A 12748-nucleotide genomic window follows, 5' to 3' on the forward strand; every position below is an offset into this window, starting at 1 on the left:
TCGCGCCAGCTTGCCGATTGAGGCAGGACGTCCACCTCCAGTAGTTCAGCAATCACCCGGATAAACGCCTGTGATTTTAGCTCTCCGGCGGAGGCAAAATGGTGATGAACCTGGCCTGTCGCCACGCCTGCTTCGGCAGCAATTCTGCGCACCGTCATGCCGGTAAATCCTTCGGCGAGCGCAACACGCATTGCCGCCTGCAAAATGAGCTCACGTCGCTCATCCCGATTCAGATAAGCCATATGGCCTCCTTAAACGCTGATTGAACGAAGTCTAACAAAAAGCTGGACAGCTGTTCAACATTCCGTAGGATCGCAGGTCTGGACGCTTGTCCAACTTTGAGAAGAGGGTGTTATGTTTCGTCAGTGGTTAACGCTGGTCATTATTGTGCTGGTTTATATTCCGGTGGCTATCGACGCCACGGTGCTGCATGTGGCGTCGCCAACCTTGAGCGCGGAGCTGCGACCAGTGGTAACGAGTTATTGTGGATTATCGATATCTATTCGCTGGTGATGGCGGGCATGGTGCTGCCGATGGGCGCACTGGGCGATCGTATTGGTTTTAAACGTTTGCTGCTATTGGGCAGCGGATTGTTCGGCGCAGCTTCGCTGCTGGCGGCGTTCTGCCGCCAGTGCAGAACAGTTAATTGCCTCCCGTGCGTTGCTGGCAGTGGGCGCTGCGATGATCGTTCCCGCCACGCTTGCCGGGATCCGCACCACCTTTGCAAAAGCCGAACACAGGAATATGGCGCTGGGCGTCTGGGCGGCGGTAGGTTCGGGCGGTGCGGCTTTTGGTCCGCTGATTGGCGGTTGGTTGCTGGCTCATTTTCACTGGGGGGCCGTGTTCCTGGTCAACGTACCGATTGTGATGCTGGTGATGGCGCTGACAGCACGTTTTGTTCCTCAACAAGAAGGGCGGCGTCAGCAGCCGCTGAATCTGACGCAGGCAGTGATGCTGATTGTGGCAATTTTACTGTTGGTCTGGAGTGCGAAGACAGCACTGAAAGGCAGCGTGGCCGCCTGGGGCGTGGTGGCTGTCTTTTTGGTGGGCGCGACATTACTGGCCGGGTTCATTCGCCAGCAGCTTGCCACACCGGTACCGATGATCGATTTGCGCCTGTTTACCCATCGCATCATTCTTTCCGGAGTCGTGATGGCCGTAACCGCGATGATCGCCCTGGTGGGCTTCGAACTGCTTATGGCCCAGGAGTTACAGTTTGTGCACGGTTTCACTCCGTTTGCTGCCGGACTGTTTATGCTGCCGGTCATGTTAGCCAGCGGCTTTAGCGGCCCCATTGCTGGGCTGCTGGTCACGCGTCTGGGGTTGCGGCAGGTGGCGGCGGGGGGCATGGCGCTCAGTGCCGTCAGTTTCCTGGGATTGTCGGTGACGGATTTTTCCACCCAACAAACTCAGGCCTGGATCCTGATGGCGTTGTTGGGCTTCAGTGCGGCAAGCGCGTTACTCTCTTCAACAGCGGCCATTATGGCGGCGGCACCGAAAGAAAAAGCGGCAGCAGCAGGGGCGATTGAAACCATGGGCTATGAACTGGGCGCGGGATTAGGAATTGCGTTGTTTGGTCTGATCCTGACGCGTAGCTTTTCAGCGTCCATCTTGCTGCCTGAGGGGCTGAGTCATCAGCAGGCTGCGCAGGCGTCATCGTCCATTGGCGAGGCGTTTCAGTTGGCGCACGAGGTCTCATCGCCACTGGCGCAAGAGGTCATGTCGGCGGCAAAAACCGCCTTTATCTCCTCGCACAGCGTGGCGCTGGGTACGGCGGGAACGCTGTTAATGCTGCTGTCGGTGGGCGTCTGGTTTAGCCTCAAAGGGGTGGAACAGAGTACTAGCACGGCCGACTAAGGCGCGGATCCAGCGTAAAAGGTTCCGATTTCACGCTCTTTAGTACTTTCGTCGCCTGCGGATGTTCCGGGTTAAACAGCGCGTTCCATTCACCTGTAATGGTGCTTGGGACGCGCAGCACCAGCCCATTTTTGCTGGATGCCAGCCAGTCATCACCGATGTGTTGTGTTGAAACTGGGGCAGGATCGGACTTCCAGTCATCAGGCAGAGCATCCAGATCCAGAGTGGCCACCAGGTTGCGCGGCACGTTAATCGTCAAAAAGCAGTAGCCCTGGGCGATATCTTCAATCTCCAGATGCACCAGGGTCTCGAGTACACATAACGCCTTTGACGATCCCAGATAGACGCAATCCTGACCGGGCGAATTCCAGCGCCCACCGAAGGTTCGCGCACCGTAACCATCAAAGGCGGTGGTGGCGTATTTGTCTTTGACCAGCCGCCAGAAGGTGATGTTTTCCATTAGCTGATAACACCATGTTCTATGCGGCCAATTAAGGTCAGAACCGCTTCAGCGCCGGCAGGTGTGGAGAGCAGTTCCGCCGGTTTTTTACCGCCTAATCCCTTCGCCGGTTTGTTCAGCCAGTTGGCCATGCGCTCACTGTCGCCGTTAAACAGTTCACGGGCTGCGCTAATCACTCGGGCAAGGGTGTAAACCCTGGCGCTTTGTTCCGGGGAGAAGCGTTTTTCAGCACTGTTCAGGCGGCGGTTGTAAGTGTTGCGGTCAATCCCCGCCATACGGCAGAGCGTGACTTCATCAAGGGCAACCGCACCCGCAATACTGCGCAACACGCCTGCATCCAGCCCCTCACTGATGCTGTCATGGGCGGCAATAGCCGTCGCGGGCAGCCCCAGAATGCTGAGCAGATCGTGTGTAATCGCACGAGTATTCGGTGTATAGAGTTGCATGATGATGCTCCTTTCGTTCATTTGATGTTTATTTTAGTTCAAATGAACGAAGGTGACAATGGCTGTCACGCCCGGCGGGTTGCCCACCAGCAGAGTAAAGACCCGGCGCAGACCATGAAGGCCCCTTGCCAAAAGGAAAACGAGAGCGGGGCGTTTAATACCACGGCAGCCAGGGCCGACGAGAGCACCGGCGTGAAGTATGAGGCCGCCGCCAGAACGGCAACATGCCCATGCAGAATACCCGTATTCCACGCGGCGTAGCCAAATCCGAGAGCAATAGCCGTTAAGGCGAGTTTGATCAGCACCGGCAGACTGAACTGCATCGGTGGTTGATCGCTTAGCAGAAATTTCACCCATAATGTTGCCGCAGTCAGCAAAATAAACAACGTAATGCCGTTCGACCCTTTGGCATATTTACTGGTGACGGTGCAATAGATTGCCCAGATAAATGCACCAATTAACGCCAGTGAATAACTGAGCGGACTGGAGAGAATATTCTGGCGAATATCGTGAAGATTAATCCCCTGATCGCCACCTAATACCCAGCTCACGCCAGCAACTGCCAGAAGTAAACCTGGCACCACCCAGAATGTAGATTTTTGCCCGTTAAAGAGAATGGCAAATAATATCGTCAGGCTCGGCCATAAATAATTGACCATACCCACTTCAATGGCCTGCTGGCGTGTGCCTGCAAACCCCAGCGACAGGGCAAGGCACAGCTCGTAGCAAACAAACAGGACGCTTCCGGCCAGTAAATATCCGCGAGGGAAACGGCGAATATCAGGAAATCCGACGGTGAGAATGAGCAGGATGCCGCTTAACGTATAGATCATGGCGGCCCCGCCGACAGGCCCAAGTCCTTCACTGACCGCACGAATCAGACCAACCATCGTGCTCCACAACACGATGGCGATGAGCCCAATCAACGTTGCGCGTTTTTTATTCATTAATATTGCCTCCCTCAAAAAACAGCAAAGGGGGAATTTATAGCACTTTGCTTTCAGTGCCTACTAATAATTTGCGAGAGATTTTCACCCCTAAATGGGTATATAAACCCGACAGAAAAGACTATTAAGAAGTTGGTCCGACGCGATATTGATTTGACGCAAATAAAGCGCGGGTATTGCTGTTAGTTTCCCCCGCGAAGTTGCCGAAAATAATGAGGAACGCAATGGACGTCAGTCGCAGACAATTTTTTAAAATCTGCGCGGGAGGTATGGCCGGAACGACGGTCGCCGCATTGGGTTTTGCGCCAAAAATGGCGCTGGCTCAGGCGCGCAATTATAAATTACTTCGCGCAAAAGAAGTTAGAAACACCTGCACCTACTGCTCGGTAGGTTGCGGCTTATTAATGTACAGCCTGGGTGATGGCGCAAAAAACGCGAAAGCGTCGATCTATCACATTGAAGGCGATTCCGATCATCCGGTAAGCCGTGGTGCGCTTTGCCCGAAAGGGGCGGGTTTGTTGGACTACGTTCACAGCGAAAACCGCCTGCGTTACCCGCAATATCGTGCGCCAGGCTCCGACAAATGGCAGCGCCTCTCCTGGGATGATGCGTTCGACCGCATCGCAAAACTCATGAAGACCGATCGCGACGCTAACTTTGTCGAAACTAATGTGCAGGGTGTGACGGTCAATCGCTGGCTTTCCACGGGGATGCTTTGCGCATCTGCCGCCAGCAACGAAACCGGTATGTTGACGCAAAAGTTTGTGCGCTCGCTGGGGATGCTGGCAGTCGACAACCAGGCACGCGTCTGACACGGACCAACGGTAGCAAGTCTTGCTCCAACATTTGGTCGCGGTGCGATGACCAACCACTGGGTTGATATCAAAAATGCCAACGTCGTGATGGTGATGGGCGGTAACGCCGCTGAAGCCCATCCAGTGGGATTCCGCTGGGCGATGGAAGCGAAAAACAACAACGATGCGACACTGATTGTCGTCGACCCGCGCTTTACGCGTACGGCGTCGGTGGCCGATATCTATGCGCCGATTCGTTCCGGTACCGACATTACCTTCTTGTCGGGCGTACTGCTGTACCTGATCGAAAACAACAAGATCAACACCGAATACGTTAAACATTACACCAACGCTAATCTGCTGGTGCGCGATGACTTTGCCTTCGATGACGGCTTGTTCAGCGGTTACGATGCCGAAACACGACAGTACGACAAATCCTCCTGGAACTACCAGTTCGACGAAGACGGGTATGCCAAACGCGACGAAACCCTGACTCATCCGCGCTGCGTGTGGAATCTGCTGAAACAGCACGTCTCCCGCTATACGCCTGACGTTGTCGAAAACATCTGTGGAACGCCAAAAGCCGACTTCCTGAAAGTCTGTAAAGTGCTGGCCTCAACCAGCGCGGCAGACAGAACCACCACCTTCCTGTACGCATTGGGTTGGACGCAACATACCGTCGGGGCGCAAAACATACGCACAATGGCGATGATCCAGTTGCTGCTCGGCAATATGGGCATGGCGGGCGGTGGCGTGAATGCCCTGCGTGGTCACTCGAACATCCAGGGGCTGACGGATATTGGGCTGCTTTCTACCAGTCTGACGGGCTATCTGACCCTACCGTCGGAGAAACAGGCCGACCTGCAAACCTATCTTGCGGCCAATACGCCAAAAGCAACGCGGGCAGAACAGGTGAACTACTGGAGTAACTATCCGAAGTTCTTCGTCAGTCTGATGAAATCGTTCTATGGCGGCGCCGCGCAAAAGGCGAATGACTGGGGATTTGACTGGCTGCCGAAGTGGGATCAATCCTACGACGTTATCAAGTATTTCAACATGATGGAGAAAGGTCAGGTCACGGGCTATATCTGCCAGGGCTTTAACCCGGTCGCCTCTTTCCCGGATAAAAACAAAGTGGTCGCCAGTCTGAGTAAGCTGAAGTACATGGTGGTGATTGACCCGCTGGTAACGGAAACCTCGAACTTCTGGCAGAACCACGGCGAGATGAACGATGTGGACACGCAGTCAATCCAGACCGAGGTATTCCGTCTGCCGTCCACCTGTTTTGCGGAAGAAGATGGTTCGATTGCCAACTCTGGCCGCTGGCTGCAGTGGCACTGGAAAGGTCAGGATGCACCGGGCGAAGCGCGTAATGATGGCGAGATTCTGGCCGGGATTTACCACCGCCTGCGTGAAATGTATCACCGTGAAGGCGGCAAGGGCGTTGAACCGTTGCTGAAAATGAGCTGGGACTACAAGCAGCCGGATCATCCTGAGTCGGAAGAGGTGGCCAAAGAGAACAACGGCGTTGCGCTGACCGATCTGTTTGACACCAGCGGCACATTGATCGCTAAAAAAGGGCAGTTGCTCAGCGGTTTTGCACAGCTGCGGGACGATGGCACCACGGCGTCTTCCTGCTGGATATACACCGGTAGCTGGACTGAGCAGGGCAACCAAATGGCCAACCGCGACAATGCCGACCCGTCGGGTCTTGGCAACACGCTGGGCTGGTCATGGGCCTGGCCGATGAACCGCCGTGTGCTGTACAACCGCGCGTCGGCGGATATCAACGGCAATCCGTGGGATCCAAAACGGATGTTGATCAAATGGACGGGGTCGAAATGGGCAGGGAATGACATTCCTGATTTCAACACCGCGCCACCGGGCAGCGAAACCGGGCCGTTTATCATGCAGCCGGAAGGGCTGGCACGTCTGTTTGCTCTCGATAAACTGGCGGAAGGGCCGTTCCCGGAACACTACGAGCCGATGGAAACGCCACTCGGAACGAACCCGTTGCACCCGAACGTGGTCTCCAGTCCGGTTGTCCGCCTGTACAAAGAAGATGCGGTTCGTCTGGGTAAAAAAGATAAGTTCCCGTACGTGGGCACAACCTATCGCCTGACAGAGCATTTCCACACCTGGACTAAGCATGCGCGGCTGAACGCCATTGCACAGCCGGAGCAGTTTGTGGAAATCAGCGAGAATCTGGCGAAAGCCAAAGGCATTACCAACGGCGACCGCGTTAAGGTCAGCAGCCAGCGTGGCTTTATTCGCGCAGTGGCGGTGGTGACCCGCCGTTTGCGGACCCTGCAGGTTAACGGTCAGCAGGTCGAAACGGTCGGGATCCCATTGCACTGGGGCTTTGAAGGGGCGGCGAAAAAAGGATACATCGCCAACACCCTGACGCCAAATGTCGGTGATTCCAACTCGCAAACGCCAGAGTACAAGGCGTTTCTGGTCAACGTCGAGAAGGCATAAGGAGCGAAGAGATGACAATGGAAACACAAGACATTCTTAAACGCTCCGCCACCAATCCGCTAACCCCCGCGCCACATGCGCGGGATTACAAGGCTGAAGTGGCTAAGTTGATTGATGTCTCTTCCTGCGTGGGCTGTAAAGCCTGCCAGGTGGCCTGTTCTGAATGGAATGATATCCGTGACGACGTGGGCCACTGCGTCGGTGTTTACGATAACCCGGCAGATTTGAGTGCTAAATCCTGGACGGTGATGCGCTTTAGCGAAACCGATCAGAATGGCAGGCTGGAGTGGCTGATTCGTAAAGACGGCTGCATGCACTGCGAAGAACCGGGTTGTCTGAAGGCATGCCCGTCTGCCGGGGCAATCATTCAGTACGCCAACGGCATTGTCGATTTCCAGCAGGAAAACTGCATCGGCTGCGGCTACTGCATTGCGGGCTGCCCGTTTAACGTTCCACGGCTCAACAAAGAGGACAACCGGGTCTATAAGTGCACGCTTTGTGTCGATCGCGTGAGCGTGGGTCAGGAGCCCGCCTGCGTGAAAACCTGTCCGACCGGGGCCATTCATTTCGGTACCAAAGCTGAGATGCTGGAAGTCGGGCAACAGCGCGTCGACAAGCTGAAAGCCAGAGGTTATGAGCATGCCGGGATTTACAACCCGCCCGGCGTGGGAGGCACGCATGTGATGTACGTTCTGCACCACAATGACCAGCCCGAGCTGTACCACAATTTGCCGAAGGATCCGCACATTGATACCGCCGTCAATCTGTGGAAAGGTGCACTCAAACCGCTGTCCGCGGCCGGTTTTGTCGCCACCTTTGCCGCATTGATTTATCACTACATTGGCATCGGACCCAACAAAGAAGTGGATGATGACGAGGAGGAACACCATGAATAAGTCAAAGATGATTGTGCGCACCAAATTTATCGATCGCGCCTGTCACTGGACGATGGTTATCTTTTTCTTCCTGGTGTCGCTGTCGGGGATTTCCTTTTTCTTCCCAACGCTGCAGTGGTTGACTGAAACCTTCGGCACCCCGCAGATGGGGCGAATTCTGCACCCGTTTTTTGGTGTGGCAGTTTTTCTCATACTGATGGTGATGTTTGTGCGTTTCGTACATCACAACATTCCGGATAAACAGGATATTCCCTGGCTGAAAGGTATTGTTGAGGTACTCAAAGGCAATGAGCACAAAGTCGCGAAGGTCGGGAAATACAATGCCGGGCAGAAGATGATGTTCTGGACCATCATGAGCATGATGTTAGTGCTGCTGGTGACCGGCGTGATTATCTGGCGTCCATATTTTGCGCAGTATTTCCCGATCCAGGTCATTCGCTACGCGCTACTTCTTCACGCGACCTCGGCCATCATCCTGATTCACGCGATCCTGATTCATATGTATATGGCGTTCTGGGTGAAAGGCTCGATAAAGGGCATGGTGGAAGGCAAAGTCAGTCGCCGCTGGGCACAGAAACACCATCCGCGCTGGTACCGTGAAGTCGAGCGCCTTGAGGCAAAAAAAGAGAGTACGGAAGGGATCAAGTAATTACCGTTCCCCCGCGCCGGGCTAAGCTTCGGTGCGGGTTGTTGGGATTCAGGTATTGGTGATGAGTGCGTCGAGGGCAGCGATAACATCCCGACGTGCAAGTTGAAGATTACAGACAAAATCTTTACTACTCATTTTTCCAGTTTCAAGGTTTGTAATCATCGGCGCGTAAATGAGGAATGATTCAAAATCTATATTGATGCAGGGAGCAGCACGGCTTTGCCAGAGTGGGAGACTACGGCGTCGTATTAAGGGGATAATGATGCGGGTCGCGAGATCGTCATAACAGTCATGCTGGACGACCATGTAATAAGGCAACTGCTTATTAGTAGCCGCTGAGTTATTTTTATATACGTTAAACTGTTTAATCATTATAGCACCCTGAAAAATTCATCATCCGTAATGCTCCCGTGTTTCGCCACAAACTCATTCATCTCACGAATAAATTCCTGATGATCAGCGGACGCCTTGTCCTTGAGGCCTGCGCGTTTGTACGGCTGTCGTGGAGCCTGTACTGGTAAGGAATGTGCATAATGGTTATCACGGGCCTTCATTTTCATTTGTCTTATCCTGATTGCTTTGCCCGTCATTATCAATTTCACAAAATAAAAAACAATACTGGTTCGCCTGGTAATGTCTATTTTACGAGGTGCATTCCAAAGAGAGTGAAAATAATGAAAGGCGTAGAAAAATGACTCTGCATCACTTACTAAAATAATGCAGAGCAGCTTGTAGATATTATTAGAATGGTTCCGGAATAATTCGGAATGGATAATTGGTGGGTTTCACTTTGCCAATTTTTCGTTTTGGCAAATCAACCGCATCAGCAGGCAAGGCTTCATAAGGAACCTGAGAGAGCAAATGGGTAATAATATTCAGCCGGACGCGCTTTTTATCTTCCGAACGGGCCACAAACCAGGGTGCCCATGAGGTGTCTGTCGCAGCGAACATGGCATCACGCGCAACGGTGTACTCATCCCAGCGGTCGAACGACTTGATATCCATCGGCGAGAGCTTCCAGATTTTACGCCCGTCGTTAATGCGATCGCGCAGGCGGCGCTCTTGCTCCTTCGGCGTCACTTCCAGCCAGTATTTGAGCAGAATGATGCCTGACTCGACAATGGTACGTTCCATCATTGGCGCGCTTTCCAGAAACTTATCGACCTGTTCGGGGGTGCAGAAGCCCATCACCCGTTCAACCCCGGCGCGGTTGTACCAGCTACGGTCAAAGATAACGATCTCACCGGCTGCGGGCAGGTAAGGGACGTAGCGCTGAAGATAGAGTTGGCTTTTTTCCCGCTCGGTTGGCGCAGGCAGGGCAACCACTCTGAATACCCGCGGGCTGACCCGCTCGGTGATGGCTTTAATGGTGCCGCCTTTACCCGCGCCATCACGGCCTTCAAAAACAATGCAGACCTTCAGTCCCTTCGCGACAACCCACTGCTGAAGCTTAACCAGCTCTACATGCAGGCGTCTCAGTTCTTTCTCGTATTCTTTAGTTTTAAGGGGCGGTGCGTCTGATGTTTCGGGAAGGGTGCTGATTTTTTTCTTATTTCCCATAACGTTCTTCCTTCTCGGATTAAAGATGAGATGCACCAACAAGTGTAATCGTGAGTCAGCAAATTCGCGCAATAGTAGGCCAGACATTCACAATCCGTTGCGATTTTATGGATTAAGCGGGCAGGGTGATGATTTGATCTGGTTCACACTTCGGGAATAGCTGATAATGCCTGCTGCAATTTTTTAACAACTGGTTGGGGTATGAAAAAGACGATTGTTTCGCTGGCGCTTGGCACTTTTGGCCTTGGTATGGCGGAGTTTGGCATCATGGGCGTGCTCACTGAGCTGGCGAAGGATGTCGGTATCACCATTCCTTCTGCCGGGAATATGATCTCCTTTTACGCCTTTGGTGTGGTCATTGGCGCACCGATTATTGCCCTCTTTTCCAGCAAATTTTCCCTGAAAAGTATTCTGCTGTTTCTGGTGGCGATGTGTGCCGTCGGCAACGTGATTTTTACCTTCTCAACCTCGTACACGATGCTGGCGATCGGCAGACTGGTTTCGGGATTCCCGCACGGTGCCTTCTTTGGTGTCGGCACGATCATTCTGTCGAAGATTGCCCCTCCGGGGAAAGTGACCCTGGCGGTCGCTGGCATGGTGGCGGGTATGACGGTGGCGAATCTGGCGGGGGTACCGTTCGGGACCTGGCTCGGGCACACGTTCAGCTGGCGATATACCTTCTTTATCATTGCGTTGTTTAATGCATTGGTGATGCTGTCGATTATTGCCTGGGTTCCGAAACTTTACGATAAATCGGAAGCGCGTTTATCCGAACAGTTCCGTTTCCTGAAAAAACCTGAACCCTGGCTGATTTTCTCCGCCACCATGTTTGGTAACGCTGGGGTATTCGCCTGGTTCAGTTATATCAAGCCTTACATGCTCAATGTTTCCGGCTTCTCCGAGCTGTTTATGACCGTCATCATGATGCTGATGGGGCTGGGAATGGTGCTCGGCAACCTGATGAGCGGCAGATTATCGGGACGCTTTAGCCCACTGCGCATTGCTGCGACGACTGATCTGGCGATTGTTTTGTCACTGCTGATGCTGTTTGCGTTTGGCGAAAACAAGCTGGCGTCATTAAGTATGGGCTTTATCTGTTGTGCCGGGCTGTTTGCCCTCGCGGCGCCGCTACAGATTTTGCTTATCCAGAATGCTAAGGGTGGTGAGTTGTTAGGGGCGGCTGGCGGGCAAATTGCCTTTAACCTCGGCAGCGCTATTGGTGCTTATTTCGGTGGTTTGATGATTACCATTGGCCTGAGCTGGGACTACGTCACGCTGCCTGCCGCACTGTTATCATTCTCGGCCATGTCTTCGTTACTGATGTACGGGCATATGAAAACCAAACGTGCACTACGCGAGAGCAGTGCTCTGGCATAAAACAGAGGGCCGCAGCAACGCGGCCCGCAAAAAATTAATCCCGCATCCAGGGCGTAATACTTAACCCCACCAGCATGCCTTCGGGACTGAGCAATCGGGTAATGCTCTGGCCCCAGGGTTCCAGGCGATTTTCAACCAGCAAGGTGTAGCCTTTGTCCTTCAGTACCTGAGTGGCACTGGCGATGTCCTGGACTTCAAATTCAATCCAGCTCTGCGGCGCGGGAATATCAGCGGGCCAGACGGACGATCCAAAACAGGATTCTGCGGCCTGATGCAGCGGCCAGAGGGCAAAGTGCTTCGCGCCATCCAGCGCGCCATGTTCGACAACCAGATAATCTTCGTTGCCTTCCATCCCTTTGAGCGGCAGACCTAATGCACCCTGATAGAGCGCTTTACTCTCTGCAACATCACGCGGAATGGGGCCAAAGCCCGCGATAAACAGCACATCCAGTCCGGTGGTAGAAATGTCCATATGTGTTTCTCCATGAGGTCAGTAAAGCCAAAATATAGTTGAGAGCAGCAAGGCGAAAGCATCATCCAAATGATCGCTCTCTGTCATGCTAGTGTCATTTTTTGCTCTTATTTTGTTTCTTTTCAATAACAAAGAGCTAACAACAATGCATCTGGTCAAAAAAATCCTTGCCGTCAGCATTCTTCTTTCCGCTTCCGTTCAGGCACAAAATATCCTCGAATTCCCGCAACCTGACAATAACCCTGAAGAATTTTATGCGGTCACCGAGATCCCGGCAGGCGGCATCATTAAATATGAAACTGATGCTAAAACCGGTTTTATTATTGCCGACCGCTTCCAGTCGATGCCGGTCGCTTACCCGGCTAACTACGGTTCCCTGACCCAGTCTCTGGCAGGTGATGGCGACCCACTGGACGTGATTTTCTACACTCGTGCACCAATGGCTCCGGGCACGTTAATCAAACTGCGTGCGATTGGTGTGCTAAAAATGATCGATGGCGGTGAGAAAGACGACAAGATCATTGCGGTTCCGGCCAGCAAAATTGACCCGACTTACGATGATATTAAAGAAGTGGCCGACCTGCCGAAAATGGAGCAGGAACGCCTGCAGGCCTTCTTCCGCGTTTACAAAGAGCTGCCAGCAGGACGTAAAAAAGTCGAGCTGAACGGCTATAACGATGCTGCCGCGGCTAAACAGGAAATCAAATCTTCCTGGGATGCGTGGAAAGCGAAAAACCCGCAGAAATAAGTTAAAAAAACAGGCGCGTGGTGCGCCTGTTTTTACTTACTACGCCGTCATCCGGCATTTAACT

13 protein-coding genes and 1 pseudogene are annotated in these 12748 nt (G+C 53.2%); 6 read left to right on the forward strand and 8 right to left on the reverse strand.

What is annotated here, in order from left to right; translation table 11 throughout:
* On the reverse strand, nucleotides 1–242 hold a 242-nt coding region (locus tag AC5JPW_RS13965; protein WP_494241236.1), incomplete at its 3' end, for a TetR family transcriptional regulator.
* 112 nt (nucleotides 243–354) lie between these two features.
* Here AC5JPW_RS13965 and AC5JPW_RS13970 point away from each other — a divergent pair.
* Nucleotides 355–1857, forward strand: a pseudogene (locus tag AC5JPW_RS13970) (SmvA family efflux MFS transporter).
* On the opposite strand, the gene AC5JPW_RS13975 reads toward AC5JPW_RS13970, so the two are convergent.
* From AC5JPW_RS13975 to yddG, 3 genes are all read right to left on the reverse strand, one after another.
* Nucleotides 1841–2317: an RES family NAD+ phosphorylase gene (locus AC5JPW_RS13975; protein ID WP_494241237.1), complete on the reverse strand. Its 477-nt coding sequence runs from the start codon at nucleotides 2315–2317 to the stop codon at nucleotides 1841–1843. The pseudogene AC5JPW_RS13970 and the gene AC5JPW_RS13975 sit on opposite strands and share 17 nt — an antisense overlap.
* A complete protein-coding gene (locus AC5JPW_RS13980) occupies nucleotides 2317–2763 on the reverse strand; it encodes an Xre family toxin-antitoxin system antitoxin (RefSeq protein ID WP_494241239.1) in 447 nt (148 codons plus the stop codon). Before AC5JPW_RS13980 ends, AC5JPW_RS13975 begins: the two co-directional genes overlap by 1 nt.
* A 65-nt stretch (nucleotides 2764–2828) precedes the next feature.
* Nucleotides 2829–3710: an aromatic amino acid DMT transporter YddG gene (gene yddG, locus AC5JPW_RS13985; protein ID WP_494241240.1), complete on the reverse strand. Its 882-nt coding sequence runs from the start codon at nucleotides 3708–3710 to the stop codon at nucleotides 2829–2831.
* Nucleotides 3711–3934: 224 nt separating this feature from the next.
* Here yddG and fdnG point away from each other — a divergent pair, with 224 nt between their 5' ends.
* From fdnG to fdnI, 3 genes are read left to right on the forward strand one after another with little or no spacing between them, the layout of a single operon-like run.
* Nucleotides 3935–6982 (forward strand): formate dehydrogenase-N subunit alpha, encoded by a 3048-nt coding sequence (gene fdnG / locus AC5JPW_RS13990; RefSeq protein ID WP_494241242.1) that lies wholly within the window; start codon nucleotides 3935–3937, stop codon nucleotides 6980–6982.
* An 11-nt stretch (nucleotides 6983–6993) separates the two neighbouring features.
* Nucleotides 6994–7878: a formate dehydrogenase subunit beta gene (fdxH, locus tag AC5JPW_RS13995; protein WP_494241244.1), complete on the forward strand. Its 885-nt coding sequence runs from the start codon at nucleotides 6994–6996 to the stop codon at nucleotides 7876–7878.
* Nucleotides 7871–8527 (forward strand): formate dehydrogenase-N subunit gamma, encoded by a 657-nt coding sequence (gene fdnI / locus AC5JPW_RS14000; protein ID WP_494241245.1) that lies wholly within the window; start codon nucleotides 7871–7873, stop codon nucleotides 8525–8527. Before fdxH ends, fdnI begins: the two co-directional genes overlap by 8 nt.
* A 48-nt stretch (nucleotides 8528–8575) precedes the next feature.
* Here fdnI and AC5JPW_RS14005 read toward each other — a convergent pair whose 3' ends face one another.
* From AC5JPW_RS14005 to ppk2, 3 genes are all read right to left on the reverse strand, one after another.
* A complete protein-coding gene (locus tag AC5JPW_RS14005; protein ID WP_494241247.1) occupies nucleotides 8576–8899 on the reverse strand; it encodes a CcdB family protein in 324 nt (107 codons plus the stop codon).
* Nucleotides 8899–9081 (reverse strand): hypothetical protein, encoded by a 183-nt coding sequence (locus AC5JPW_RS14010; protein WP_494241424.1) that lies wholly within the window; start codon nucleotides 9079–9081, stop codon nucleotides 8899–8901. Before AC5JPW_RS14010 ends, AC5JPW_RS14005 begins: the two co-directional genes overlap by 1 nt.
* A gap of 187 nt (nucleotides 9082–9268) precedes the next feature.
* Nucleotides 9269–10087: a polyphosphate kinase 2 gene (gene ppk2 / locus AC5JPW_RS14015; protein WP_494241249.1), complete on the reverse strand. Its 819-nt coding sequence runs from the start codon at nucleotides 10085–10087 to the stop codon at nucleotides 9269–9271.
* Between the two features lie 201 nt (nucleotides 10088–10288).
* Here ppk2 and araJ point away from each other — a divergent pair, with 201 nt between their 5' ends.
* Complete coding sequence (gene araJ, locus AC5JPW_RS14020) at nucleotides 10289–11464, forward strand: MFS transporter AraJ (RefSeq protein ID WP_494241251.1); 1176 nt, start codon at nucleotides 10289–10291, stop codon at nucleotides 11462–11464.
* Nucleotides 11465–11498: 34 nt separating this feature from the next.
* Here araJ and AC5JPW_RS14025 read toward each other — a convergent pair whose 3' ends face one another.
* Entirely contained in the window at nucleotides 11499–11936 is a 438-nt protein-coding gene (locus tag AC5JPW_RS14025) for a VOC family protein (RefSeq protein ID WP_494241252.1), read from the reverse strand.
* Between the two features lie 145 nt (nucleotides 11937–12081).
* Here AC5JPW_RS14025 and AC5JPW_RS14030 point away from each other — a divergent pair, with 145 nt between their 5' ends.
* A complete protein-coding gene (locus AC5JPW_RS14030; RefSeq protein ID WP_494241254.1) occupies nucleotides 12082–12684 on the forward strand; it encodes an inorganic diphosphatase in 603 nt (200 codons plus the stop codon).
* Nucleotides 12685–12748 lie beyond the last annotated feature (64 nt).

This window comes from Phytobacter sp., assembly GCF_059074235.1.

Excerpts from the sequence above, each read along its gene's own strand:
- AC5JPW_RS14025 (WP_494241252.1), bottom strand. The coding sequence starts at position 11,936 with ATGGACATTTCTACCACCGGACTGGATGTGCTGTTTATCGCGGGCTTT.
- AC5JPW_RS14030 (WP_494241254.1), top strand. The coding sequence starts at position 12,082 with ATGCATCTGGTCAAAAAAATCCTTGCCGTCAGCATTCTTCTTTCCGCT.
- fdnI (WP_494241245.1), top strand. The coding sequence starts at position 7,871 with ATGAATAAGTCAAAGATGATTGTGCGCACCAAATTTATCGATCGCGCC.
- fdxH (WP_494241244.1), top strand. The coding sequence starts at position 6,994 with ATGACAATGGAAACACAAGACATTCTTAAACGCTCCGCCACCAATCCG.
- AC5JPW_RS14010 (WP_494241424.1), bottom strand. The coding sequence starts at position 9,081 with ATGAAGGCCCGTGATAACCATTATGCACATTCCTTACCAGTACAGGCT.
- ppk2 (WP_494241249.1), bottom strand. The coding sequence starts at position 10,087 with ATGGGAAATAAGAAAAAAATCAGCACCCTTCCCGAAACATCAGACGCA.
- AC5JPW_RS14005 (WP_494241247.1), bottom strand. The coding sequence starts at position 8,899 with ATGATTAAACAGTTTAACGTATATAAAAATAACTCAGCGGCTACTAAT.
- AC5JPW_RS13975 (WP_494241237.1), bottom strand. The coding sequence starts at position 2,317 with ATGGAAAACATCACCTTCTGGCGGCTGGTCAAAGACAAATACGCCACC.
- araJ (WP_494241251.1), top strand. The coding sequence starts at position 10,289 with ATGAAAAAGACGATTGTTTCGCTGGCGCTTGGCACTTTTGGCCTTGGT.
- yddG (WP_494241240.1), bottom strand. The coding sequence starts at position 3,710 with ATGAATAAAAAACGCGCAACGTTGATTGGGCTCATCGCCATCGTGTTG.
- AC5JPW_RS13980 (WP_494241239.1), bottom strand. The coding sequence starts at position 2,763 with ATGCAACTCTATACACCGAATACTCGTGCGATTACACACGATCTGCTC.